The sequence below is a fragment of the Paenibacillus sp. MB22_1 genome (genome assembly GCF_047200555.1).
GTDB classification, from domain to species: domain Bacteria; phylum Bacillota; class Bacilli; order Paenibacillales; family Paenibacillaceae; genus Fontibacillus; species Fontibacillus phoenicis.
On sequence record NZ_JBLADV010000002.1, the window covers coordinates 1,393,801 to 1,420,000 of the forward strand.

24 protein-coding genes (1 of these 24 cut by a window edge) are annotated in these 26,200 nt (G+C 52.7%); 21 read left to right on the forward strand and 3 right to left on the reverse strand.

Annotated elements, in window-relative coordinates; translation table 11 throughout:
* The first annotated feature begins 42 nt into the window (after positions 1–42).
* The 3 genes from ACL02P_RS18335 (at position 43) to ACL02P_RS18345 (ending at position 3,778) form a co-directional block, all read left to right on the forward strand.
* Positions 43–1,464, forward strand: a complete 1,422-nt coding sequence (locus tag ACL02P_RS18335; RefSeq protein WP_339300769.1) for a CAP-associated domain-containing protein — start codon at positions 43–45, stop codon at positions 1,462–1,464.
* Positions 1,465–1,665: 201 nt separating this feature from the next.
* On the forward strand, positions 1,666–1,833 hold the full coding sequence (locus ACL02P_RS18340) for a CxxH/CxxC protein (RefSeq protein ID WP_009223395.1): 168 nt from the start codon (positions 1,666–1,668) through the stop codon (positions 1,831–1,833).
* A 580-nt stretch (positions 1,834–2,413) separates the two neighbouring features.
* The gene (locus tag ACL02P_RS18345) at positions 2,414–3,778 is read left to right on the forward strand and encodes an ISNCY family transposase (protein ID WP_019007868.1); all 1,365 of its coding nucleotides are present in this window, start codon (positions 2,414–2,416) and stop codon (positions 3,776–3,778) included.
* 93 nt (positions 3,779–3,871) lie between these two features.
* Here the strand turns inward: ACL02P_RS18345 and ACL02P_RS18350 are convergent, their stop codons facing one another.
* On the reverse strand, positions 3,872–5,248 hold the full coding sequence (locus tag ACL02P_RS18350; protein WP_009227146.1) for an IS110 family transposase: 1,377 nt from the start codon (positions 5,246–5,248) through the stop codon (positions 3,872–3,874).
* A gap of 722 nt (positions 5,249–5,970) precedes the next feature.
* Between ACL02P_RS18350 and nadA the strand changes: the two genes are divergently transcribed.
* From nadA to ltrA, 17 genes are all read left to right on the forward strand, one after another.
* Positions 5,971–6,909 (forward strand): quinolinate synthase NadA, encoded by a 939-nt coding sequence (gene nadA, locus ACL02P_RS18355; protein WP_009226311.1) that lies wholly within the window; start codon positions 5,971–5,973, stop codon positions 6,907–6,909.
* A gap of 36 nt (positions 6,910–6,945) precedes the next feature.
* On the forward strand, positions 6,946–8,562 hold the full coding sequence (gene nadB / locus ACL02P_RS18360; protein ID WP_260071847.1) for an L-aspartate oxidase: 1,617 nt from the start codon (positions 6,946–6,948) through the stop codon (positions 8,560–8,562).
* Positions 8,552–9,418, forward strand: a complete 867-nt coding sequence (gene nadC / locus ACL02P_RS18365) for a carboxylating nicotinate-nucleotide diphosphorylase (protein WP_009226309.1) — start codon at positions 8,552–8,554, stop codon at positions 9,416–9,418. The genes nadB and nadC overlap by 11 nt, the downstream gene beginning before the upstream one ends.
* A gap of 7 nt (positions 9,419–9,425) precedes the next feature.
* The gene (locus ACL02P_RS18370; RefSeq protein WP_009226308.1) at positions 9,426–10,190 is read left to right on the forward strand and encodes a type III pantothenate kinase; all 765 of its coding nucleotides are present in this window, start codon (positions 9,426–9,428) and stop codon (positions 10,188–10,190) included.
* Positions 10,191–10,262: 72 nt separating this feature from the next.
* A complete protein-coding gene (gene hslO / locus ACL02P_RS18375) occupies positions 10,263–11,153 on the forward strand; it encodes an Hsp33 family molecular chaperone HslO (RefSeq protein WP_339300881.1) in 891 nt (296 codons plus the stop codon).
* A 286-nt stretch (positions 11,154–11,439) separates the two neighbouring features.
* Positions 11,440–12,378 carry a cysteine synthase A gene (gene cysK / locus ACL02P_RS18380; RefSeq protein ID WP_260071851.1) on the forward strand — a complete coding sequence of 313 codons (939 nt, stop codon included), beginning with the start codon at positions 11,440–11,442 and terminating at the stop codon, positions 12,376–12,378.
* Positions 12,379–12,546: 168 nt separating this feature from the next.
* Positions 12,547–14,061 (forward strand): anthranilate synthase component I family protein, encoded by a 1,515-nt coding sequence (locus tag ACL02P_RS18385; RefSeq protein WP_260071855.1) that lies wholly within the window; start codon positions 12,547–12,549, stop codon positions 14,059–14,061.
* Positions 14,062–14,112: 51 nt separating this feature from the next.
* Positions 14,113–14,694: an aminodeoxychorismate/anthranilate synthase component II gene (gene pabA / locus ACL02P_RS18390; RefSeq protein WP_260071852.1), complete on the forward strand. Its 582-nt coding sequence runs from the start codon at positions 14,113–14,115 to the stop codon at positions 14,692–14,694.
* Complete coding sequence (locus ACL02P_RS18395) at positions 14,691–15,662, forward strand: aminotransferase class IV (RefSeq protein ID WP_009226303.1); 972 nt, start codon at positions 14,691–14,693, stop codon at positions 15,660–15,662. Before pabA ends, ACL02P_RS18395 begins: the two co-directional genes overlap by 4 nt.
* Entirely contained in the window at positions 15,643–16,479 is an 837-nt protein-coding gene (gene folP, locus ACL02P_RS18400; RefSeq protein ID WP_036646185.1) for a dihydropteroate synthase, read from the forward strand. The genes ACL02P_RS18395 and folP overlap by 20 nt, the downstream gene beginning before the upstream one ends.
* Before the next feature lie 30 nt (positions 16,480–16,509).
* Positions 16,510–16,872 carry a dihydroneopterin aldolase gene (gene folB / locus ACL02P_RS18405; RefSeq protein WP_009226301.1) on the forward strand — a complete coding sequence of 121 codons (363 nt, stop codon included), beginning with the start codon at positions 16,510–16,512 and terminating at the stop codon, positions 16,870–16,872.
* 10 nt (positions 16,873–16,882) lie between these two features.
* Complete coding sequence (gene folK / locus ACL02P_RS18410; RefSeq protein WP_009226300.1) at positions 16,883–17,431, forward strand: 2-amino-4-hydroxy-6-hydroxymethyldihydropteridine diphosphokinase; 549 nt, start codon at positions 16,883–16,885, stop codon at positions 17,429–17,431.
* On the forward strand, positions 17,383–17,592 hold the full coding sequence (locus tag ACL02P_RS18415) for a helix-turn-helix domain-containing protein (protein WP_009226299.1): 210 nt from the start codon (positions 17,383–17,385) through the stop codon (positions 17,590–17,592). Before folK ends, ACL02P_RS18415 begins: the two co-directional genes overlap by 49 nt.
* 41 nt (positions 17,593–17,633) lie before the next feature.
* Positions 17,634–18,635: a tRNA dihydrouridine synthase DusB gene (gene dusB / locus ACL02P_RS18420; RefSeq protein WP_260071854.1), complete on the forward strand. Its 1,002-nt coding sequence runs from the start codon at positions 17,634–17,636 to the stop codon at positions 18,633–18,635.
* 367 nt (positions 18,636–19,002) lie between these two features.
* Complete coding sequence (gene greA / locus ACL02P_RS18425) at positions 19,003–19,479, forward strand: transcription elongation factor GreA (protein WP_009226297.1); 477 nt, start codon at positions 19,003–19,005, stop codon at positions 19,477–19,479.
* A gap of 101 nt (positions 19,480–19,580) precedes the next feature.
* Positions 19,581–21,089, forward strand: coding sequence for a lysine--tRNA ligase (gene lysS / locus ACL02P_RS18430; RefSeq protein ID WP_009226296.1), 1,509 nt, complete (start codon positions 19,581–19,583; stop codon positions 21,087–21,089).
* Between the two features lie 451 nt (positions 21,090–21,540).
* Positions 21,541–22,959 carry a group II intron reverse transcriptase/maturase gene (gene ltrA / locus ACL02P_RS18435; protein WP_068693838.1) on the forward strand — a complete coding sequence of 473 codons (1,419 nt, stop codon included), beginning with the start codon at positions 21,541–21,543 and terminating at the stop codon, positions 22,957–22,959.
* A gap of 398 nt (positions 22,960–23,357) precedes the next feature.
* Here ltrA and ACL02P_RS18440 read toward each other — a convergent pair whose 3' ends face one another.
* Both ACL02P_RS18440 and ACL02P_RS18445 read right to left on the reverse strand, forming a co-directional pair.
* A complete protein-coding gene (locus ACL02P_RS18440; RefSeq protein WP_412837833.1) occupies positions 23,358–24,476 on the reverse strand; it encodes an IS110 family transposase in 1,119 nt (372 codons plus the stop codon).
* The gene (locus tag ACL02P_RS18445; protein WP_412837834.1) at positions 24,451–24,735 is read right to left on the reverse strand and encodes a hypothetical protein; all 285 of its coding nucleotides are present in this window, start codon (positions 24,733–24,735) and stop codon (positions 24,451–24,453) included. Before ACL02P_RS18445 ends, ACL02P_RS18440 begins: the two co-directional genes overlap by 26 nt.
* 535 nt (positions 24,736–25,270) lie before the next feature.
* On the opposite strand from ACL02P_RS18445, the gene ACL02P_RS18450 reads away from it, so the two are divergent.
* On the forward strand, positions 25,271–26,200 hold the 5' portion of the coding sequence (locus tag ACL02P_RS18450) for an ISLre2-like element ISTco1 family transposase (RefSeq protein ID WP_412837013.1). It continues 417 nt past the right edge of the window; the window shows 930 of its 1,347 coding nt (coding positions 1–930); the start codon lies at positions 25,271–25,273; its stop codon lies off the right edge, out of view.

Genomic DNA, 26,200 nt, shown 5'->3' on the forward strand with positions numbered 1-26,200 from the left:
GAGCAAGCAAAGAGATCGAAGATGGAAAGAGGGCAGGGGTTCATGAAGAATGGATGGAAGCGCGGGATTCGCGGATTGGTGATTCTCGCGGGGTTAGGAGCAGCCTGGTTGGCTGCGGGCTCAGCGGTTCAAGCGGCTGCGGTGGACTTTAAGGATGTACCGGCATCCCATTGGGCTTATGACAAGGTCATGTGGGCGAAGAACAACGGTGTGACCGACGGGTATCCGGACGGCACGTTCCGCCCGGCACAGTCGGTGACGGAAGCGGAGTTTCTGAGCATGCTGGTGCGGGCCTATCCAGAGATCAAGCTGGATAAGGTGAATGAGCAGGAGGCCTGGTATACACCTTATTACAACTTGGCCTTCGAATTGGCGTGGCCGGTGAGCGACAAGCCAAATGAGCCGATTACGCGTGGATCGGTGGCTCGGTTGATGGCGGCTTTTTACGGGCAGAGCTTGAGTGAAGATGAGGCGGTACAGTGGATCCTTGCTCAAGGCTTGGCCCAAGGGAAGAACGGTGTCGGCGTAGAAGGCTTCGCGCCCAAGGACGCGGTGTCGCGGGCGGAAGCGCAGACGTTCCTGTATCGGCTCAAGCTGACGCTGCCCAAGGCGACAAGCCCGGATCTGATCAAGCCGGAGATCCAGCTGCAAGGCGTGAGGATCGGCGATTCGACGGACCGCGTGATCGAGCTGCTCGGCGAGCCGGCTCGTAAGGACGCGACCAACTACGGACTGGAATGGCACATCTATAATAAGGATTACAAGCATTATACGCAGGTTGGCGTAGCGGGCGGCAAGGTCGTTGGCTTGTTTGGCAATCATGACGAGTGGCAGTTTGCTCCCGAGGCCGAGAAAGGGCTGGAGAAGTTGCGGAGCAGCCTCGCGGCAATCTGGGACAAGAGCGAGCACCCGCCGCGAGAGTATGTGGAGACGTATACGCCGAGAGGGTTGTACATCAATCTGTACCTGGACAAGCACGAGAAGTACCGCGTGGACGGGGTGCTGCTGATGGACAAGAAGTTTACGGAGAGCCATGTGTACGCCCCGAATACTCCGGAGTCGCTGAAGGCGACGGAGCGGGAGATTTTTGACCTGACCAATGCGTTTCGTGCGCAACGAGGCTTAGGCGTGCTGAGCTGGAATGAATCGGTGGCTGAGGTGGCTCGCGCGCATAGTCGGGATATGGCGGAACGGAATTATTTTGAGCATGATAATCCTGAAGGGAAGTCGGCCGGCGACCGCATGATGGCTCGCGGGATTCCGCAGTTCCGGGCTTGGGGCGAAAATATCGCCGCCGGTTATCTGGATGCGATCGACGGGCACTATGGCTGGCTGAATTCCTGGGGCCACCGGGAGAATATGCTGGAGCCCGTGTTTACGATGCTGGGTGTTGGTGCGGTAGACGGACTTAGCAGCAGCGATTACAGAACGTACTACACGCAAAACTTCTATACGCCGCTGTAAGCTTGGCTAAGCCTGGCCGGGTCTGCTCGGTTGTCAGAGTAAGATCGTTGGTTTTTTTGGCCAGTAGGGGGAGGAACCGCTTGCCGGAAGTGACCGGGGCGGTTCCTTTTTTGTACGGAGTATGGTAGAAAAGATAAAGGATAACCTGTTAATACGTAAGTCGGCCGCAGGAGTGCGGTACAGAGAAAGGATGCTTTGACTATGTACGTCGTTTGCAAAGATCATGTGGAACTGGCCATCGATATGTTCGTGGATGAGTTTGAGGATGCCCCGGATGTGGTCGATTTGGAGCATACCAAGTTTATTGATTGGGAGCCGCCGGTAAAATGTCAGGAATGTGATCAGGAGGCGCGGTTTTTGGTGGTGTAGTGCGGGTGCAGATGCAGGTGCGGTACACAACTGAATGAGAGACGAAGAACGGGGCGACGGCATGGGATGGCTGGCCCCGCTGTTTTTTTAGATATCAGCGTACTATGTCAAGTAGAATTTTTAGGTTTCTGGGTAACCCAAACACACCTAACCCCCCAGATTTTCAAAAAAGTTAGCAACTGACAGAGAAGCGATGCTTGAAACCGGCCTTTCTCGGACTTGAAAGGAAATAGCCTCGTTTTTTCAATCCTGCGATGCAATCTGGCTGAGTGCAGAGTATACGCTAACGTACAATTCGCATTCACAGGGCGAGGTGGATAAAGCTGACATACGAGATCCAAGGTCTCCAAGAAAGTGATCCGATCTTCCCTCAGTCCCAGAAAGACCGGTTCCAAGATCTTGCTTAGTTAGTTTCCCCTGAAAAAGTCAGGGTGTTTTGAGCATAATTAAAAGGAATTCAGCACCTCAAAATGGAAATTGTTATTGACGAGATAACAAAGTTCCACACCCCGAGGGAAGAATTCCTTTGCTATAGGAGTTCAACAGAAGCCCTCGGGAATCCTTCCAAGAGGTGAAGAAAATGTTGAAACTTCGAGACGAGCAATTGACCATCTGGGATGCCATTCTCCCGGAATCTGTTAGAAAGTTGCCGGTCGAGCTTGCAATCATAGATCAATTACTGGACGACGACCGTTTTCTTCAACCGTTTACTGAGTTGCACCCGAAAGGCAAGAAAAGCGGCCGTCCTACGCTTGCAATTGAAAAGTACATCCGTCTTATGGTCCTGAAGCATAAATACAATTTGGGCTACGAGTCACTCGTGAAGGAAGTCGGTGACAGCATCACATGGCGAATGTTCTGCCGGTTTGCCATCGACGAACCGATGCCCGACCCGTCTACGCTCATCTATGCCCGCAAACGCTACGGCGACAAGATCGTCGAAGACATCAATGCCGCACTCGTAAAGCAGTGTGAGGAAAAAGCCGTTCTGAAAACCCGCAAATTGCGCACGGATACGACGGTTGTGGAATCCGACATCCATCACCCGACAGACGCTACGCTGTTGCAAGATGGCGTAAAAGTCATCACTCGAACGATTCAGAAAATCCGGAAAGTCGCCTCCCACACTGTTCAAGGCTTTGAAGATCGTACGGCAGAAATCAAGGAAAAGATTCTGTCCATCGCGAAAGTTCTACGTCGCCGCACCCGTGAATCTTGGGAAGAAGTTGACCGGATCACTGGGAGCGTAATCGAAGTAGCCGAGAACGTTGTGAACAAGGCGCAAGCCGTTATCGAGAAACTGCAAGACAAGGGCAAAGCTGCTCTTCGACAAAGTAAAACCAAACTGACCGAGGCGGTCACGCTAACCGGCAAGTTGTTGGAACAAGCCAAACAGGTCGTTTCCGGCAATCGAATCATCGCAGATCGGATCGTCAGTTTCTTTGACCCGGAAGCAAGACCGATTAAGAAAGGTAAGCTGGCCAAAGGAACTGAGTTCGGCTACAAGGTGCGAATCGACGAGACGGAAAGCGGCTTTGTGACCGGCTACGCTGTCTACGAGGGGAACCCCTCGGATGATGAACTGCTCGTTCCCGCTGTACAGGCGCATATCAAGCAATTCGGCAAAGCGCCGCAAGCTGTAGCGACCGACCGCGGTTTCTCAAGCAAGAAGAACGAAACGGCCATTACCGAACTTGGTGTGAAGCGAGCTAGCTTGCCGCGAAAGGGCAAAAAAGGCATTGCCCGATCCGAGTACGAAAACGAATTATGGTTCAAAGACTTGCAGCGTTACCGTGCAGCTGGAGAAGCGAAGATTAGTCTTCTCAAGCGGAAGTACGGTTTGAACCGCAGCAGGTATCGGGGCTTTGTCGGCTCAAAATGCTGGGTCGGCTTCGGGATTCTGACCCACAACCTGCAAAGAGCGGCAAAAATGCTCCAAAACTAACATGGAAACCGATCATTAGGGAAAGTTCCCCCTCACAACCCAGCCAGCAACCCGAAACTATTTTTGAAAATCGACTTTTTCAGGAGCAACTAGTTAGGCCGTCGCTAGTGTCGGCATAACGCAATTGAAGTTCAACTTCTTATTGACCTCATCAAGGATGTGATAATCAGAGCACTGCGATTGAAACGGTAAACGGTCTCGCAGCATGGCGAAAGCGACTTTGAGCATCTTATTACCCATTGCAACAAAGATGGCTCGTTCATGTTTTCCTTTTTCCTTCAGACGATCATAGAAAGGCTTAAGGTCCTTATTATGCATGCAGAGACTCTTACCTGCTAGATATACCGCATAACGAAGGTGATCGTTTCCCTGTTTGGAAATCTTGCGGTAGGAGCCTTTGCCGCCACCTGTTTGCTTAACAATGGGGTTTGTGCCAGCTTTCTTAATTAACTGGTTTGCGTTCGAGTACTGAGATACATCGCCGATTTCAGCATAAAGCTCAGCCGCGGTAGTCACTCCTAAGCCCGGGACGGTAAGAAGCAGTCGTCCGTCTGTCTGAAGGAGAAGGTTCTCGATCTCTTGTTCCAAAACATTAATTTTGGCATCAAATGTTCGTAAGTCACGTAGCTTCATTTTCAGTAACATAAGCTCAGGCCGAAGTTCCTGTAAGTTTCTCGATAACGCTTGTTCAGCGACGTGCAAGAGCTTCTGGATGGTGGTGTTTCGCAATTTGAGATTATGCTGAATCGAGAGCTTCCGTAGCCCGGTCTCCCCTAGTTTCAGGACAGCAGCGGGGTGTGGATAATGCTCCATGAAGAAGAGCGAGGCTTTCCCCCAGAAGTCACTGAATACTTTGATTTTTCGAGCTCTACCGGCTGAATAATCTGCATATCCTTGGTACTCGCGCCAGATGAGGTCCATAAGTGCTCGAATCTCTGTACGCAAGGAAGCACGCTTCCGTGTCTCAGAGCGCCGTGCTCGAGTCAAGACATGGAGCTGACGCTGCACGCCATTCAAAAGCTGGTTTTCAGTGGCTTTGTTGCTTTTGATGGCATGGGCGATGGCCACAAGATCAAGATCATCTGTTTTGCACCAATTCAGTGCGCCGGCGCGTTCCTCGAAGGTGGTATACGGATTCAAGATCTGAACGTGGTACCCTCGTTTCGCCATCTCGCGGACGATGTCTTCATAGTAATGGCCTGTTGCCTCAATACCCAGGAACAAGCGAACAGCCTCTGTGGCTGTAACCGCTTGATTAATCTTCTTGCAAAGCAGCTCCATACCAGAATTATTCGCTGAGAAAAAGAAGGGTTTTTCAATGATGTCGCCGAAATAATTGCATATTAAGGCTTTTTGGTGGAGCTTGGCCGCATCGATTGCAACGATGAGGACTTGCTCCAGGTTAACGCCCCTTAGCTGTTGACTGAACTTAGTTCCCTTACGGCCTTGAATGTGCGAGGATTTCCCCATGCGACTTTAACCTCCTGTGGTTGGTAGGTAAGATTGAAGCTTCCCTGTCAGGTGCTTCTTTCTTCGATAGTCGCTGGGGATTTCCTCTTTATATTTTGATTATATTACACGCCAGAAAGTATAAACTTCGGGGGATCGGCATCCTGATATCGCAAGAAAAACTTCCGCTAAACGCGGTCTGGCTACATTGAATGTACGTCGATAGACGTTTTTCTTACGTTCAGATGTATGCGAAAAATCGAATACAGTTTGGCGGATCTGGTGATTTTAACGGAATCTATATGAAATTTCGTATATATTTGCACCATAAGCTGAGGTATACCTAAATTCTGTATGAAAAACCGAATAGAATCCGGGAATATTGGCGTAAGCCGTATTTTGTATGCGAAAAATCGAATACATTGATGGGGACGAGAAATCAAAGGTCTTTTTCTTAAAATTTTAGTTATTCCTGAACGCGCGTATCCCCTCGGTAATCCTTATTTTTCCTGCATTATCAAAGGCTATTGGGGCTATACGCACCCGGACGGCGCATTGACAGTGCCTTTCACCTTGTGTAAATTAGTTGGTAAACACCGTGTGAAATTTAATACGTTCTTGCCGTTTCACGCAGGATTGTCATACAACGCAGCAAGAATCCCGGACGACGCGAAGAGATAGAGAGCCAGGATGGGGTTAATACAGCAACAGACGATACATGAGCTTATGGGGGAGGAATTCAAGTGGAGGCTCTAGCGCTTGAGCGTAAAGCCGAAATGAACCGCGAATTGCGGGAAAGACTGGTTCAGCTCAAGAAAGAACGCAATGCCATCATACTGGCGCATTATTATCAGCGGGATGAAATTCAAGAGGTAGCGGATTTCCGGGGCGATTCTTTTTTGCTCGCTCAGAAGGCCGCTTCGACGGATGCGGATACGATCGTGTTCTGCGGCGTGCATTTCATGGGCGAAAGCGCTAAGATTTTGGCGCCGAACAAGACGGTGCTTATTCCTGACGAACGTGCGGGCTGCCCAATGGCCGATATGGTGAACGTCGAAGGCTTGCGCAAGCTAAAGGCTCAACACCCGAACGCCAAAGTGGTGACCTATATTAACTCTTCCGCAGAAATTAAAGCGGAAACGGACATCTGCTGCACCTCCTCCAATGCGGTGAAGGTAATTAACTCCGTGGATGCGGACGAAATTATCTGGGTGCCGGATAAGAACCTTGGCCATTACGTGCAGCAACATACTGACAAGAAGCTGATTATTTGGGAAGGCTACTGCAACACGCATGATATGCTGACCGTGAAAGACGTCGTTGAGATGAAAGCGAAATATCCCAACGCCGAGTTTGTCGTGCATCCGGAATGCCGTCCGGAAGTGGTGGCGATGGGCGATTTCGTGGGCAGCACCACGGCGATCATCGATTACTGCAAAAATTCCTCCGCGAAGGAGTTTATCGTGGGCACGGAGGATGGAACGGGGTATCAGCTGCGTAAAGACAGCCCGGACAAAACGTTCCATTTTGCCACGAAATATCTGGTATGCCCGAACATGAAAGTCAATAACCTGAAGAAACTGGTGAAATGCCTGGAAACGATGCAACCGCAAATTTACGTACCACCCGTCGTTGCCGACAAAGCCAGATTATCCTTAGAGCGCATGTTACAAGTTAAGTAGCATGCGCTACTCTCTTGTTCAAGATAGGTGACGAACGTGATTCCACAATATTTGGTTGATTTTGAGGCAAGCCGATTGACGGTCGTGGATACGGATGTGATTGTGATCGGTTCGGGGATTGCTGGTCTTTTTACGGCTATCAAAGCAAGTGAAAAGAATCGCGTAATCCTAGTCACGAAGAAATCCATGCTGGAAAGCAATACCCGGTATGCGCAGGGCGGGATTGCCGCCGTGATCTCTGAGGACGATTCCCCGGCCTATCACCGTCAGGATACGCTGCTGGCCGGCGCGGGATTATGCTCCTCCAAAGCGGTTGACATTCTCGTAAATGAAGGGCCGGAAGGCGTTAGAGAACTGATGAAGCTGGGCACGGCCTTCGATCTGGAAAACGGGGAGCTGGCTCTGACGAAAGAGGGAGCGCATAGCCATCGCCGCATCTTGCATGCGCATGGGGACGCGACGGGGTATGAGATCGTGCGAGCCCTGTCCGAGCAGGCGGACGCCCATCCTAACATCGAGGTTTGGGACAATCATTATGTGATCGATTTGATTACGGAGGAGAACGAATGCCTGGGGGCGCTCGTGCAGCGGCCTGACGGGCAGCGTGTGTTCTTACGCGGAAATGCTACGATTTTATGCTCCGGCGGAGCCGGGCAGCTGTACCGCTATACGACCAATCCCGAGGTAGCCACGGGGGACGGTGTTGCTATCGCTTACCGGGCGGGAGCGGTGCTGCGTGATATGGAGTTTATTCAATTTCACCCGACTTCGTTATGTTACCCGGGCGCCCCGCGGTTTCTCATTTCCGAGGCAGTTCGCGGCGAAGGGGCCGTGCTGCGGAATATTAAAGGCGAGCGGTTCATGAGCAAATACCATGAGCTGCTGGAGCTGGCGCCGCGGGATATCGTAGCGCGGGCGATCGTGAGCGAGATGGAAGCGGCGGGGGCAAGTATCGTTTATCTCGATATCACGCATGAAGATCCGGAGAAGATCAAGGCCCGTTTTCCAACGATTTACGAAACCTGCCTGCGTTATGGGCTCGATTTAACAAGTGACTGGATTCCGGTCGCTCCGGCAGCGCATTATATGATGGGAGGCGTTCGCGTCAACCATTATGGCGAGACGAGCGTGCAACGGTTGTTCGCCTGCGGTGAGGTTTCGTCGACCGGCGTACACGGCGCCAATCGGCTCGCCAGCAACTCGTTGTCGGAAGCGATTGTGTTCGGCCGCCGGATTATCCAGCGGATTCAGGAGCTGCCGCCGCGCACTCGAACGGGCGAGACTGTTGTTTACCATGGCGGCCGCATGGCGCCGGCCCCGTTCTCGCTGGTGGAACGCCGTCTCGACCTGCAGAAGACGATGGTGCGCCGCGTTGGCCTGCGCCGCACGGCAGAGGGGCTTGCCAAGGGCATCGAGGAGCTGGAGAATCACAAGGCGATTTTTAGTCAGGCGCTGCATACCCGTGACCAATGGGAGTATGCCAATATGTTGACCTGCGCGCTACTGCTGGCCAAAGCGGCGCTGGCCCGCGAGGAGAGCCGGGGCGGACATTACCGCGAGGACTTCCCGGAACGCAATGACGCGAAGTGGCGCAAGCATTTGTTGTGGCAGCGGGATCAAGGAATGTTGGAGGAAATTAGCGATGATGTTTAATGGATATCATGAAGGGCTCGTGGAGTCCATCCGCGGCTGGCTGAAGGAGGACGTAGGCTCCGGGGACGTGACGACCGCCGTCACGATCCCTGCCGGCCATGAATCCAAAGGGATCATTCACGCCAAGCAGGGCGGCATCGTTGCCGGAATGCCGGTGGCTCAGCTCGTCTTTGAGATCGTGGACCCGAGCCTGACGTTTACGCCGCACGTGAAGGATGGCGAACGCATCGAGAAAGGTACGATTCTGGCTGAAGTCGAAGGAAGCACGCATAGCATATTAATCGGGGAGCGGTTAGCGCTGAATTTGCTGCAGCGTCTGTCCGGTATCGCTACGCGGACGAACATGTTCGTCGAGGCGCTTGGCGGCCTGCCAACCCGCTTGGTGGACACGCGCAAGACGACGCCGGGACATCGGATGCTGGAGAAGTATGCTGTCCGCACCGGCGGAGGTTCGAATCACCGCTTCGGGTTGTATGACGCGGTGATGATCAAGGATAATCATATCAAAGGGGCCGGGGGGATCACCCAAGCGGTCAGCCGCGCCCGCGCTCAGATTCCGCACACGATGACCATTGAGGTGGAGACGGAAAACCTGGAGCAGGTCGAGGAAGCGCTGCAAGCTGGAGCGGATATCATTATGCTTGACAACATGGCGCCCGATCTGATGAAGGAAGCGGTGCGCCGAATCAAGGCGAAAGCGCCGCATGTGACGGTGGAAGCGTCGGGCAACGTGTCGCTGGAAACGATCCGAGGCATTGCTGAGAGCGGCGTAGACGTCATTTCCGTGGGACGGTTGACGTATTCTTTTGAAAGCCTGGATATCAGTTTGGACCTGAACGGCAAAAAGGAGGCTTAACAGGCGCATGTTCCTTGTAGTCGATGTAGGCAATACGAATATCGTGCTGGGGATTTACCGGGGCAAGGAATTGCTCCATCATTTCCGCATTAGCACGAACCGTCAAGCCACGGTGGATGAGTACGGCGTATTGATCCATAATCTGTTTGATATGGTGGGCATCCGGGCAAGTGAGATGGAAGGCGTGATCATCTCTTCGGTTGTTCCGCCGTTAATGCACGTGCTGGAAGAGCTGTGCGATAAATATTTGCATCACAAGCCGCTGGTCGTGGGTCCGGGCATCAAAACCGGGCTAAACCTGCGCTACGAAAATCCACGCGAGGTTGGTGCCGACCGGATCGTCAACGCGGTGGCTGCCATCGAGAAATACGGCGGGCCGCTGGTGGTTGTTGACTTCGGCACAGCCACTACGTTTGACTGTATCGATGCTGCGGGCAATTACCTTGGCGGCGCGATTGTGCCGGGGATCGGCATCTCGACCGAAGCGCTGTATCAGCGCGCTTCCAAACTGCCGCGTATCGAACTGGAGAAGCCGAAGAAGGTGATCGGCCGCAACACGGTGCATGCGATGCAGGCGGGGATTATTTTTGGCTATGCCGGCCAGGTTGATGGCATTGTTGAGCGGATTGCCCGGGAGATGGGCGCGAAACCAAAGGTTATTGCCACCGGAGGGTTAGCCGAGCTGATCGCCAGCGAAACGCGCACCATCGAGGAGGTTAACTCGCAATTGACTTTGGAGGGTCTTCGAATTATTTACGAGCGCAATCAATAATGCGGATAATAGATCATGGGAAGAATAAGGGTTTGATTGACCTTTAAGGGATGAAAGGAGGTCCTTCGCAACATGGACCAAAACAATAAGCAAGACCGGTTAATCCGCGGGATCGCCATGGGCGGGAAAGTGCGCGCCTTCGCGGTGCGGACGACCCAGCTGGTGGAGGAACTGCGCCGCCGGCATGATACCTATCCGACGGCAACCGCAGCTTTGGGGCGGACGGTGACCGCTGCTGCCATGATGGGTGCGATGCTCAAGGGCGAGGATAAGCTGACCGTTCAGGTGAAGGGCGACGGACCGATCGGACAAATCATTGCCGATGCGAACGCCAAGGGCGAAGTGCGCGGCTACGTCAAGAACCCGCATGTCCATTTGCCAAGCAACAGCCAAGGGAAACTGGACGTGCGCGGGGCAGTCGGCACCGAAGGGTTTATCCATGTCACGAAGGATTTGGGGCTCAAGGAGCCTTATCGCGGGAGCGTACCGCTGATTTCCGGTGAACTGGGCGAGGATTTCACCTATTATTTTGCCGTATCGGAGCAAACTCCATCCGCTGTTGGACTCGGTGTCTTGGTGGACGTGGATAACTCGGTGATCGTGGCCGGCGGCTTTATCATTCAACTGCTGCCAGGCTTAAGCGATTCGGAGATTGATTCGATCGAAAAGGCTATTGGACAGCTTCCGCCGGTTACGGCTTTGCTTGACCAAGGGCTGGAGCTGGACGAAATGCTTCGTTGGATTGTGAAGGATGTGCAGGTTCTGGAGGAGATGGACATCGTATTCTCCTGCAACTGTTCCCGGGAACGGGTTGAACGCACGTTGATCAGCTTGGGCAAGCAGGAGCTGGAGGAGCTGCGGGATGAAGGAAAAGAGACGGAGGTTGTGTGCGATTTCTGCAATGAGCCGTACTTGTTTACGCCGGAGGAAATCGACCAGTTGATCGCCAAAACCGAGAAATAAGATTGCCAAGAGAAAAATATATACTGGGAGCCTGTATCCCTTAACCCGCTGGGTAGGTCCAAGATACTTTGCGATCGGGGGGCAAAAGTCCCTTGAAAGCAAAGTATTTTTTGTGACTTTTCTTGACAACTCCGATCGGCGTTGTTAAGATTATAATTAGAAAACCAACTTATTTACTCGGAAATAAATGAAAGTCGATGAATCGTGCATCCTAAATTATCTCAGCTTTCATTTGTGGGCAGCCAGATCGACTTGGTTATTTTTATCCAAAGGGAGGATATTTGATATGGCAAAAGTCGTGAACAATGTTACGGAATTGATCGGAGATACGCCGCTGGTCCGTTTGAACCGGGTTGTACCGGAGGACAGCGCCGAAATCTACGTGAAGCTGGAATACCAAAACCCAGGCTCCAGCGTGAAGGACCGGATTGCGATCAGCATTGTAGAAGAAGCAGAAAAAGCCGGCAAGCTGAAACCAGGCGGCACGATTATCGAAGCAACCAGCGGTAACACAGGGATTGGCCTCGCGATGGTGGCGGCAGCCAAAGGCTATAAAGCCGTAATCGTCATGCCGGAAACGATGAGCTTGGAACGCCGCAACTTGCTGCGCGCTTATGGGGCAGAGCTTGTCCTCACGCCGGGGGCTGAAGGTATGAACGGTGCGGTGAAGAAAGCAGAAGAACTGCTGGCCGCTAATCCGGATTACTTCCTAGCAGACCAATTTAGAACTCAGGCGAACGTGAAGATCCACCGCGAGACGACGGGTCCGGAAATCGTTGAAGCCATCGAATCGCTGGACGGACGCCTGGATGCATTTGTTGCAGGGATCGGTACAGGCGGTACGATTACCGGTGCAGGCGAAGTATTAAAGAAACGGTTCCCGAATCTGAAAATTTACGCAGTTGAACCGGCAGCATCGCCGATTTTGGCTGGCGGTAAACCAGGTCCTCACAAAATCCAAGGCCTTGGCGCGAACTTCATTCCGGAAATTTTGAACCGTGAAATTTATGATGAAATCATTCATGTCGAGAACGAAGAAGCGTTTGAGCAAGCGCGTATTGTAGCAAGACAGGAAGGGATTCTGTCCGGCATTTCCTCCGGTGCTGCAGTGTTTGCTGCATTAAAAGTCGCGAAGCAACTGGGTAAAGGTAAACGTGTCGTTGCCGTCATTCCAAGTAACGGCGAACGCTATCTCAGCACGCCGCTGTACAATTTCGAAGCTTAATCGTTTCGCGGTAAGAGCGATGACAACCCCCGGCCGTTCCAACCGAACGGTCTGGGGTCTTTTATTTTTCGCGATAGGTGTTTTCCTTATAGGGCGTCTTCTAGTATACTAGCTTCCAATAAGACTAGAGCTTCTTCAGGCTGAAAATGTGGGGGATCAGCGCGCTTGATGAAAAAGATAATGACTTGGGAGCAATGGAAAGAATGGGCAGACACGGGTAACTGGACGATGCTGCCCTTCGCGGTCAAAATTCCGCTGGCGGCTGCCGGCTTGCCTGAGGACTGGTCCAGGGCTTGGGAGGAAGCCGGGCCGTATGCCTTTGTATTGGAAAGCGGCAAGGTTGGACGCTATACCTTCTTGGGGTTAAATCCGGTCTCCGTCCTTCGCGGCAAGGGCGATCAGGCCGTGGTGGAGGATCTCGCTTCAGGAGAAGTTTCGGTGGTGTCGGGCAAGCCGCTCGACCTGTTGCGGGACTGGATGGAACCGTTCCGTTCTCCAGGTTGGCCGGGTTTGCCCAAGTTCAGCGGCGGGGCCGTCGGTTATCTCGCCTATGACGTAGCGCGATCGCTGGAGCGGCTGCCGAACCTGGCGCAGGACGATCTTGGCCTGGATGATTACGTCTGGATGCGGTTGGAGGAGCTGTGGGTGATCGATCAAGCGGAAGGCGACGTGTATTGCATCGTCCATGTCCCGATCGCGTCGGCGTCACCGGATCAGCTGCGTGACAGCTATCACCTCGCTGAAGCGCGGGCTATGCGAATGGCTGACCGTTGGAAGAGCTTTTATGCGTCGGCGACAGGCCCGGTAGACGCAGCAGGTTCGGCAGAGCCTTCTTCGCTTACCGACGAGGAGCTGGAACGCCGCCGCATGTCCGTCTCAATGACGCGGGAGGCGTTTGAAGCGGCGGTGCGTCGGGTGCAGGAATATATCGCGGCCGGCGACGTATTCCAGGTGAATCTTTCGCTGCGCCAGGCTTTTCCGTTGGCCGCTTCGCCGGAGCGGGTGTACGAGCAGCTGCGCAGGTTGAATCCTTCGCCGTATATGGGCCTGCTCCGGTTCCCTGACTTCCAGCTCGTGTCCGCTTCGCCGGAGCTGCTGGTGAAGGTGGAGCAAGGACGGATCAGCACCCGACCGATTGCGGGGACGAGACGGCGGGGGCATACGCCGGAGGAGGATCAGCAGATGGAGGCGGAGCTGCTTGCCAGCGAGAAAGAGCAGGCCGAGCACATTATGCTGGTCGACCTCCTGCGCAACGATATCGGCCGGGTAGCGGAGTACGGGACGGTGCGGGTCAGCGAGCTGTTTGCCGTGGAGCGGTACTCGCATGTCATGCATTTGGTCTCCGAGGTTGAAGGGGTGCTGAGTTCGGATCATTCAGTTTATGATGCGATTGCGGCTGTTTTTCCCGGAGGAACGATCACCGGAGCGCCTAAAGTGCGGACGATGGAAATCATCGAGGAGCTGGAGCCTGTTACGAGAGGCCCCTACACCGGCGCGATGGGATGGATTGACTATGCCGGGAATATCGAATTAAATATTATTATACGTACGCTGGTCGCGAAGGACGGCGTCGGCTACTTGCAGACGGGTGCCGGCATCGTCATCGATTCGGACCCGTACCGTGAGTACAGGGAATGCTTCAACAAAGCCAGAGCCGTTGCTCTGGCCGTTCAACAGACTTAAGAACTTAAGAAGAGCCAGCTGGACAAAGTCTAGGACAGGAGATGAGATGAGATGATTTTAGTGATCGACAACTATGATTCTTTCACGTACAATCTGGTGCAGTATTTAGGTGAGTTAGGCGAGGAAGTAACTGTCCGCCGCAACGATGAGATCGATCTTGCGGGTATTGAGGCTTTGCAGCCGGATCATATTTTAATATCCCCCGGCCCGTGTACGCCCAATGAGGCCGGGATTACGCTGGATTTGATTGAGCATTTTAAAGGGGTTATCCCGATCTTTGGCGTTTGTCTGGGGCATCAGGCGATCGGTCAAGCCTTTGGCGGCAAGGTGATCCGTGCCGAGCGGCTGATGCATGGGAAGACGTCGCCCATTTACCATCAGGGAGAATCGGTGTTTGCCGGCCTGCCGTCGCCCTTCACGGCTACGCGGTACCATTCACTGATTGTGGAGCGCGAGAGTCTGCCGGATTGCCTGGAGATTACCGCAGAGACGGCGGAAGGGGAGATCATGGGGCTGCGCCACAAAGAGTATGCCGTCGAGGGCGTGCAGTTCCACCCGGAATCGATCATTACCCAGCATGGGCACCAAATTCTCCGTAACTTCCTGAACCGAAAGGCGGAAGCCAAAGCATGAATTACATCGGGGTGGATGGCGTTCCGACCCCGGTCGATCAAGCCGTGATCTCCGTGATGGATCACGGCTTTATGTACGGGATCGGGTTATTCGAGACATTCCGCACGTACGGAGGGCGGCCGTTCCTGCTGGATCGGCATCTACAGCGGCTGGAGGCGGGCTGCAGGGCGCTCGGGATGGCGTACCAGGCTGATCTTGGCCGGGTTGAAGCGGAAATTGCCGAGCTGCTCGAGCGGAACGGATTGGAAGAAGGCTACATTCGGTATACGGTAACGGCTGGCGAGGGGCCGTTGGGCTTGCCTGCCGGCGACTACGAGAAGCCGAGGGTCGTGATCTACGTGAAGCCGCTGCCGGAGCCGAGTGCGGCGTTGTACACGGACGGGAAGCCGTTGTGGCGGCTGGCAACGCCTCGGAATACGCCGGAGGGCGAGGTTCGTTTCAAGTCGCTGCATTATATGAACAACGTGCTGGCGAAGCGCGAACTCGCCCGGTTGGAACGCGAGGCACAGCACACGGCGGATGCTCCTGCGGCGCATGCGCATGGGAGTAGACCTGCCGCTGCACCCGCTGAGGGACTGTTGCTGACGGCGGATGGCTGGCTGGCGGAGGGAATCGTCAGCAATGTATTTTTTGTGCGAAATGGTAGATTATATACGCCGGATGTGAAAACCGGCATTCTCCCCGGCGTTACTCGCGCTAGGGTGCTGGAGCTGGCGGCCGAGCAGGGGATTGCGGCGGAGGAAGGCCGCTACACTTGGGACGAGCTGCTGGCGGCCGACGAGGTCTTTCTGACGAATTCGATTCAGGAGCTCGTGCCGGTGACGAAACTGGTAGAGCCCGGCCAGCCCGGCGGCCAAGGGACGTTGCGGCGCACGGTGGGGACTGGGCAAATCGGACCAATGACGCGCCTGTTGTTGGGGAAATATAGGGAGAAAGCGAGGAGTGGCGATGCAGCCGATCATTTATAAGCGAAGCTACCAACTGGGCGAGGCCTCTTTGACATTAGGGGATCGCACGCTGGTGATGGGGATTTTGAATGTGACGCCGGACTCTTTTTCCGATGGGGGTCGTTACAATAATGTGGAGCTTGCCGTTCAGCATGCCCGTGAGATGGTTGCGGAGGGCGCGGATATCATTGATATCGGCGGGGAGTCGACGCGGCCGGGCCATGTGCCCGTAAGTGAACAGGAAGAGCTGGAACGGGTCATCCCTGTCGTCGAGGCACTCCATCGCGAGCTTCCTCACGTTCCGTTGTCGGTGGATACGTACAAGGCGCAGGTGGCGTACGAAGCGTTGAAGGCCGGGGCGCATATCATTAATGATATCTGGGGCTTTAAGGCGGAGGCACGGATGGCGGAAGTGGCGGCGGAGTTTGGTTGTCCGGTGATTTTGATGCATAACCGCCATGATCGCAATTACCGCGATTTGCTTGCCGATGTGGCTGCGGATTTGCGGGAGAGTGTGGAGATCGCTCGAAAGGCTGGCGTTAAGGATGAAAATATCATTTTGGACCCCGGCATCGGTTTTGCCAAGGACGATCTCGAGAATCTGCGCGTGATGAAGGCGCTGGACGAATTAGCGGCATTGGGGTTCCCGCTGCTACTTGGCACGTCCCGTAAACGATTTATTCGTACCGCCTTAGACCTTCCGGTCGATGAGGTGGTGTTCGGAACGGCGGCCACCGTGGCGCTGGGGATTGCGCAGGGCTGTCAGATTGTCCGCGTTCATGACGTGAAGGAGATCAAGCAAACCGTGCAGATGTGTGATGCGATCGTGTACGCTTGACCCATTTGCCGGTAAAGGGAGCTGAAATGAATGGATAAAATGGTGCTGCGGCGCATGGAATATTACGGGTACCATGGTGTTTTTGAGGAAGAGCGTAAGCTCGGCCAGCGCTTTTACGTGGATTTGGAGCTCGCGCTGGATCTGCAGCAGGCCGGGGTTAACGACGACTTAACTCAAACGGTAAATTATGCCGAAGTGCATGAACTGGTCAAGGGTATCGTTGAGAAGAAAAGCTTCAAACTCATCGAAGCCCTGGCGGAGCATATTGCATCTGCGGTATTGGACACTTATACTAGGGTAGATGCGTTAACGGTTCGAGTTACGAAGCCGCATCCGCCGTTTGATGTGCATTTTGACGGTGTGACGGTCGAGTTGTATCGTTCCAGAAAGTGAGCTAATATTTATGACTACGACATCTCCCTCTGAGCTTTCAGAGGCTTATATTGCTTTAGGGGCTAATCTGGGCGACCGCGAGGCCACCCTGATGCAGGCGATCTCGGAATTGCAGAAGCATCCTGAGATCGAGGTATTGCGCTGCTCCAATCTATATGAGACGGATCCGGTAGGTTATTTGGATCAGCCTTGTTTTGTGAATATGGCCGTTGCTGTCCGGACGTCGCTGGATCCTGAGGCGCTGCTGACCTTCATGCTGGATATCGAGCTGCGGCTGGGACGGGAGCGTACGATCCGCTTCGGGCCGCGGACGGTGGACCTGGATTTGTTATGGGCCGGCGGCAGGGTGTTGGACACACCGCTTCTGACCTTACCGCACCCGCGGATGATGGAGCGAGCTTTTGTGCTCATTCCCTTGGCCGACATCGTGCCGGAAGGAGAGCCTTCCGGGCTGTTTGAACGGATTCACAATGCCCTAGACAACTTAGATGGAAAGGAAGGCGTCCGGTTTTGGAAAACATGCAACTGGCACAGCGCATCCGCGCTTTCCGAAAGCTAAAAGGCTTCACCCAGCAAGAGCTGGCTGAGAAGTCCGGCGTATCCCTGGCCTTATTGGGCGCGGTAGAACGGGGGAACCGCCGGGCAGATGATCAAATGTTAACTAAAATTGCACAATGTTTAGGAATATCCTTAGCGGAGCTAAAGTCTGATCTGAAGTGAACCGCTGATTTAACTATTTTATTGCATGGGAGGGAACCATCTTGCTGAAGATTGGCGATGTGGAATTGAAGAACCAAGTCGTACTTGCCCCGATGGCAGGCGTATGTAATCCGGCCTTCCGTCTGATTGCCAAGGAATTTGGGACAGGGCTTGTCTGCGCTGAGATGGTTAGCGATAAAGCAATCCTTCACGGCAATAAGCGGACTCGAGAAATGCTCTTTGTGGACGAGCGGGAAAAGCCGCTTAGCCTGCAAATTTTCGGCGGGGATCGCGCGTCGCTCGTAGAAGCGGCGAAAGTCGTCGATCAGGAAACCAATGCCGATATCATCGATATTAATATGGGCTGCCCCGTGCCGAAGGTGACGAAATGCGACGCTGGCGCACGCTGGCTGCTTGACCCGAATAAAATATACGAAATGGTTGCGGCGGTTGTGGATGCGGTAAGCAAGCCAGTCACGGTGAAAATGCGCATTGGTTGGGATGCGGAGCACATCTACGTCGTGGACAACGCCAAAGCGGTTGAGCGAGCCGGCGGCAAAGCCGTGAGCGTTCACGGCCGGACTCGGGAGCAATTGTACACCGGTAAAGCGGACTGGAGTTACATCCGCCAGGTGAAGGAAGCGGTGTCGATTCCCGTCATCGGTAACGGCGATGTGGCGACACCCGAGGATGCGAAACGGATGTTGGATGAGACCGGCTGCGACGGTGTGATGATCGGTCGCGGGGCGCTTGGCAACCCTTGGATGCTGTACCGGACCGTCGAGTACTTGAAAACAGGCGTATTGCTTCCTGAGCCGGATGCGGAGGAGAAGATTCGCATTGCCATCCTGCACATGGACCGTTTAGCGGCGCTGAAAGGCGAGCTTGTTGCTGTTCGCGAGATGCGCAAGCATTTGGCTTGGTATTTGAAAGGGTTGAAAGGTGCGGCGCGCATCAAAGACCTCATAATGGAAGAAAACCGCCGGGATGAGATGGTGCGGATTCTTGAGAATTTTGTCGCCGACTTGGCGGCGGGAACGGTGCGCGATGAGGTGTCCGCCTAAGGTTTGAAGTGGAGAGGGGTGTCCTCTCATGGGGGGACCTCTTATACATGAAACGTTTACATTTGTAAAATCGGGCGTCATTGACATTTCGGAATCGTTCACCTATAATTTCACAATATAAATTCGCCTCAAGTGCCAGTCTCTCCCATATGAGGGTCTGACCCTTATCACATATTGCATATAATTAACACAACAAGCAAGAATCGAAGTGATCACTGTGGCCGGAAGCGAGCGCTTCCATGCACCTGGGCGGCGGTGGTATGGCAAAGGAACCATTCCTTTTGGGAATCGTTCGTTTTCCAGGGGAGTTTTCAGGTGCCGCACGTACCGTGCGAAAATTTTTTCCATGACAGGAGAATCGGTTGAGATGAGCGATAAAGAAGTTATCCTTACCCAAGACGGTCTGAAAAGACTGGAAGAAGAATTGGAGAACTTGAAATCCGTGAAACGCCGTGAAGTCGCGGAACGGATCAAGGTTGCCATCGGATACGGGGATATCAGCGAGAACTCGGAATATGAGGACGCCAAGAACGAGCAAGCATTTATTGAAGGACGGATCATCACTCTGGAGAAAATGCTGCGCAACGCGCGGATCATCAACAACGATGAAATCGACACGGATACGGTAAGCATTGGTTCGATCGTGACGGTGGAAGATCTGGAATTCGGCGATACGATGGAATATGCGATCGTCGGGACCGCGGAATCCGATCCGATGCAGAACAAAATTTCGAATGAAAGTCCTGTCGGCAAAGCCATTCTTGGGAAGAAAAAAGGCGCCATCGTGGACGTCAACGTTCCGGCAGGCGTGATTCAATATAAAATCGTGGACATTAAGAAGTAAGGCGGAATGAGCGAGAGAAGAAGCTTCCCCAGCGGAGGCTTCTTTCACTGTTTCTTTTGTCGGCGAGCAAATTCAGCTGGATTAAGGAGTGGAGTAGGGTAATGAGCGAAGAGATTAATAACCAGGAAGCGATGGAGGTCAGCGAGCTGCTGCAAATTCGCCGTGATAAATTGGACGAGCTGCGCGGGCTTGGGATCGACCCTTTTGGCAAAAAATATGAACGCACCCATATGGCGGGTGACATTCTCCGGCAATATGACGGGCTGTCCAAGGAAGAATTGGAGGAGAAGCACGTCGAGGTGACCATCGCTGGAAGAATCATGGCTAAACGGGTCATGGGTAAAGCCAGCTTTGCGCATCTGCAAGACTTGTCGGGCAAAATTCAGATTTATGTCCGTCAAGACAGCGTGCCTGAAGTGAAGTATCAGGCGTTCAGCATTCTGGACCTTGGGGACATCGTAGGGGTAACCGGTGAGGTGTTCAAGACCAAAACCGGCGAAACGACGATCAAGGTGAAGGACCTAGAGGTGCTGTCGAAGTCGCTGTATCCGTTACCGGATAAATATCACGGCTTGAAAGATGTCGAGCTGCGTTATCGCCAGCGGTATGTCGACTTGATCGTGAATCCTGAAGTGCAGCAGACGTTTATCAAACGTTCGCAGATCATCCGATCGATGCGCCGTTACCTGGATTCCCTCGGCTATTTGGAAGTGGAAACGCCGACGCTGCATAACATTGCCGGCGGTGCAGCCGCCCGTCCGTTTATTACGCATCACAATGCGTTGGACATGCAGTTGTATATGCGGATCGCGATCGAGCTTCACTTGAAGCGCCTGATCGTTGGCGGCTTGGAGAAAGTCTATGAAATCGGCCGGGTCTATCGGAACGAGGGGATCTCGACGCGTCATAACCCGGAATTTACGATGATCGAGCTGTATGAAGCGTATGCCGACTATAAAGATATTATGGCGCTCACGGAAAATCTGATCTCCCATATCGCGCAGGAAGTGCTGGGGACTCAAGTGGTGCACTACCAAGGGCATGAGGTTAACTTGAAGCCGCAATGGCGTCGCGTGTCTATGGTTGATGCGGTTAAAGAAGTAACCGGCGTCGATTTCAGCGTGCAAATGAGCAATGAAGAAGCGCATCGTTTGGCTAAGGAGCATAATGTTCCGGTGGAGCCGCATATGACGTACGGTCATATTTTGAACGCGTTCTTTGAGCAATTTGTGGAGGAGACGTTAATCCAACCGACGTTCGTTTACGGACATCCGGTGGAGATCTCGCCGCTGGCGAAGAAGAACGAGCAGGATCCGCGGTTTACGGATCGTTTTGAGTTGTTTATCGTAGCTCGTGAGCATGCTAACGCTTTTACGGAGCTGAACGACCCGATCGACCAACGTCAGCGTTTCGAAGCACAGCTGCTTGAGCGTGAGCAAGGCAATGATGAAGCGCATGAAATGGACGAGGACTTCATCCGTGCTCTCGAGTACGGGATGCCGCCGACCGGTGGTTTGGGCATCGGGGTGGACCGCCTGGTGATGCTGCTGACCGACTCGGCTTCTATCCGTGACGTACTGCTGTTCCCGCATATGCGTTCTGCGGAATAAGAGTTTGGAATAGAACAAGCCCGGCTATTAGGCTGGGCTTGTTTTTTAGTGTGCCACGCATGGCGATTAACTAGGTGGTGAAAGTCCACTGTGGGGGTTTGTAGTTACCAACCACTAGCCAAGAGCAAGGGTGTCCACCGCGAGGTGGAATCCAAAGGAAGCTGGAGGCAAACTTCCGGCCCAAGGAACACGAACATCATCAGGCATAGGATACGGGATGAGTCTGCTAAACAAGACGAAGTCCAATTAACTACACGGACGTACCAATGTAAATGATGTGGGTATATGGAAGGAAAGTGAATCGTCTTACCGTGGGAGGTCTCATGGACGTGAGGAGATGCACTTCGAATCACGGTTGAAACAAGATTTATCATGAGAAGTCAGCAGACGCCATAGTACCGCGAACAGTCGACGGTTCGAGGGAAGGGCTGAACCTTAGGAGGTGAAGTCAATGAAAGTTACCGAAACAGGAGCCAAGGGCAGCCAACTTCTAACGGAAGACTCTCTGCAAAAGAATAGTGCGGAACACGAAGGATATGCGGGAGTGCACAGTCCTGCGAGGATAACCGAAACCGACGACACCAACGCAACCGAGTCGAAGGACCGGTTGCTTGAGAAAATCGTTAGCAGGGACAACTTGAACGAAGCATTCAAGAGAGTCAAAGCGAACAAGGGATCGCACGGAATCGACGGGATGGGAGTAGATGAACTTCTACAATATCTCAGAGACAACGGCGAGACCATCAAGCAACTGATCTTGGGCGGCAAGTACCGCCCGAATCCCGTTCGAAGGGTAGAGATTCCCAAAGAGAACGGAAAGAAGAGAAACCTTGGCATTCCAACAGTGGTTGACCGAGTCATCCAGCAGGCAATCGCCCAAGTGCTTACGCCAATTTATGAGAGGCAGTTTTCAGACAACAGCTACGGATTCCGACCCAAACGGAGCGCACACCACGCGATGAAACGAAGCCAACAATACGTGCAAGAGGGATATCGTTACGTGGTGGATATGGACTTGGAGAAATACTTTGACACCGTCAACCAAAGCAAGCTCATCGAGGTGCTTTCAAGAACGATCAAAGACGGACGAGTGATCTCGCTCATCCATAAGTATCTCCGGGCGGGAGTCGTCGTGAAGCATAAGTTTGAGGACACGGAAATCGGCGTACCGCAGGGAGGGAACCTAAGTCCGATTCTCAGCAATATCATGCTGAATGAATTGGACAAGGAACTGGAAGCAAGAGGACATCGATTCGTGCGATACGCAGACGATATGCTCATATTCTGCCGGAGCAGGAGGAGTGCGGAGCGTACCCTGACGAAAATTCTCCCTTACATCGAGAAGAAGTTGTTTCTCAAGGTAAACCGGGAGAAAACGATCGTGGACGATGCGACAAAAGTTAAATTTCTTGGCTTCTCATTCTACCAGAGCAAAGGGGAAACGCGGGTCAGAATCCATCCCAAATCCGTATCCAAGATGAAAGCTAAAGTGAAAGAGCTAACGTCGAGAAGCAACGGAATGGGCAACACCGACCGGGCGCTGAAGCTTAGGCGTTACATCATGGGATGGGTAAATTATTTCAAGCTTGCTGACATGAAACAACTACTCCAAACCACTGATAAATGGATGAGAAGGCGTATCCGAATGGTCTTCTGGAAGCAATGGAAACGAGTGAGGACGAAACTCGAAAGGCTTATATCGCTCGGAATTCATGAACAGAAGGCGTGGGAATACGCAAACACAAGAAAGGGCTATTGGAGAATCTCCAATAGCCCAATCCTCTCGAAGTCCCTCGGTAACAATAGGCTGAAGAACCTCGGATTCCTTTTCTTTTCTGATTATTATCGACAAGTTACTGCGCATTCCTAATGGAACCGCCGTATACCGAACGGTACGTACGGTGGTGTGGGAGGTCGGCTGCCCAATTAATGGGTAGCCTCCTACCCGATTAATATCAGCGTACTATGTCAAGTAGAATTTTTAGGTTTCTGGGTAACCCAAACACACCTAACCACCCAGATTTTCAAAAAAGTTAGCAACTGACAGAGAAGCGATGCTTGAAACCGGCCTTTCTCGGACTTGAAAGGAAATAGCCTCGTTTTTTCAATCCTGCGATGCAATCTGGCTGAGTGCAGAGTATACGCTAACGTACAATTCGCATTCACAGGGCGAGGTGGATAAAGCTGACATACGAGATCCAAGGTCTCCAAGAAAGTGATCCGATCTTCCCTCAGTCCCAGAAAGACCGGTTCCAAGATCTTGCTTAGTTAGGCCACCGCTAGTGTCGGCATAACGCAATTGAAGTTCAACTTCTTATTGACCTCATCAAGGATGTGATAATCAGAGCACTGCGATTGAAACGGTAAACGGTCTCGCAGCATGGCGAAAGCGACTTTGAGCATCTTATTACCCATTGCAACAAAGATGGCTCGTTCATGTTTTCCTTTTTCCTTCAGACGATCATAGAAAGGCTTAAGGTCCTTATTATGCATGCAGAGACTCTTACCTGCTAGATATACCGCATAACGAAGGTGATCGTTTCCCTGTTTGGAAATCTTGCGGTAGGAGCCTTTGCCGCCACCTGTTTGCTTAACAATGGGGTTTGTGCCAGCTTTCTTAATTAACTGGTTTGCGTTCGAGTACTGAGATACATCGCCGATTTCAGCATAAAGCTCAGCCGCGGTAGTCACTCCTAAGCCCGGGACGGTAAGAAGCAGTCGTCCGTCTGTCTGAAGGAGAAGGTTCTCGATCTCTTGTTCCAAAACATTAATTTTGGCATCAAATGTTCGTAAGTCACGTAGCTTCATTTTCAGTAACATAAGCTCAGGCCGAAGTTCCTGTAAGTTTCTCGATAACGCTTGTTCAGCGACGTGCAAGAGCTTCTGGATGGTGGTGTTTCGCAATTTGAGATTATGCTGAATCGAGAGCTTCCGTAGCCCGGTCTCCCCTAGTTTCAGGACAGCAGCGGGGTGTGGATAATGCTCCATGAAGAAGAGCGAGGCTTTCCCCCAGAAGTCACTGAATACTTTGATTTTTCGAGCTCTACCGGCTGAATAATCTGCATATCCTTGGTACTCGCGCCAGATGAGGTCCATAAGTGCTCGAATCTCTGTACGCAAGGAAGCACGCTTCCGTGTCTCTGAGCGCCGTGCTCGAGTCAAGACATGGAGCTGACGCTGTACGCCATTCAAAAGCTGGTTTTCAGTGGCTTTGTTGCTTTTGATGGCATGGGCGATGGCCACAAGATCAAGATCATCTGTTTTGCACCAATTCAGTGCGCCGGCGCGTTCCTCGAAGGTGGTATACGGATTCAAGATCTGAACGTGGTACCCTCGTTTCGCCATCTCGCGGACGATGTCTTCATAAGTAATGGCCTGTTGCCTCAATACCCAGGAACAAGCGAACAGCCTCTGTGGCTGTAACCGCTTGATTAATCTTCTTGCAAAGCAGCTCCATACCAGAATTATTCGCTGAGAAAAAGAAGGGTTTTTCAATGATGTCGCCGAAATAATTGCATATTAAGGCTTTTTGGTGGAGCTTGGCCGCATCGATTGCAACGATGAGGACTTGCTCCAGGTTAACGCCCCTTAGCTGTTGACTGAACTTAGTTCCCTTACGGCCTTGAATGTGCGAGGATTTCCCCATGCGACTTTAACCTCCTGTGGTTGGTAGGTAAGATTGAAGCTTCCCTGTCAGGTGCTTCTTTCTTCGATAGTCGCTGGGGATTTCCTCTTTATATTTTGATTATATTACACGCCAGAAAGTATAAACTTCGGGGCATTGGCATCCTGATATCGCAAGAAAAACTTCCACTAAACGCGGTCTGTCTACGTTGAATGTAGGTCGATAGACGTTTTTCTTATGATTTGGGGAAGGCTGAGCCTTAGAGGATCTTTATATCGTTAAGATCGCCGCTGATCGCGGTCGGCTACTTCTTCGTAAGCTTGCGTTGATACATATTTACTTTGATCAGCTTATGTTCGAGTTTCTACTGATGTTGAGTTTTGTTGTGGAAGATTTTTAAGCGGATAAGGTTGGATTAAATTGGATGCATAAAATCGAGCAGATAGTGTAAAATCTCTGTGGGTGTAGGAATTGGAAAAAGCGGATATAGAAAAAGAGCTTCTCCCTTGGTAAAGTGATGTTTGACGCACAACACACCAAGAAGGAGGAAGCTCCTGTGAGCCACTTTACCACAATAATGCCGACGATGAAAGAGATTGAGCAATGGATTTTCCGGAAAATGCAGGAGGAATTCGCTCGTGCGATGAAGCAGGTACTGGAGGCGCTGGATCAGCAGATCCTGGAGGAACGGGACCGAGAGCGTTATCGAGTAAAGGACGAGCGTGAAACAAGCGTCAACACAGTGTTCGGGAATGTGCGCTTTAAGCGGAGATTGTACTGTGACCGTAGAAGCGGCAAACACGTGTATCTGCTGGATCAGCTGTTGCAATTCGAAGGGCGCGGGAAAGTCAGTCCGCATTTGGAAGAGACAGCAATCGCATTCGCAAGCCAAGGACCGTCGTACCGGGACAGCGCAAAGCGGCTGGAGCAGCTTTTGGGCTACAATGTGCTGAGCCACCAAGCGATCAGGGAAAAACTGATGGAGCGTGCGCAACAGCCGATGCCAGCGGTGAAACGGCGCGCTGCCCGCGTGCTGTTCGTGGAAGTGGATGGGCTGTACACGAAGCTGCAGCGGAGCAAAAAGCGCGGGATGGAGAACGCAATTGCAGTCGTACACGAAGGCTGGGAGAAGAACGGCAAGCGGGTACAGCTGAAGAACAAACAGCATTACCTGCATACGAGCGGCGGCGACTTCTGGGAAGGGTTCGGGGACTTTCTGGTGGAGCGTTACGAAATCGACGAGAACACGTGGCTTGTGGTGAACGGAGACGGCGCGGCGTGGATCGGGGAATGTACATCCTACTTTCACCAATGTCTGTACATGCTGGACCGCTTTCATGTGGCGCGTGATTTGAAACGCTTTGTCGGTCATTTGCCGCAGGTGTGGGAGACCGTGAGACGGTCTTTGGCCAAACAGGATGCAGCCGCGCTTATGGCGGTCCTGGAAGGCGTGTCGGAGCAAGAGATAGCGGAAGAGAACCGGAAG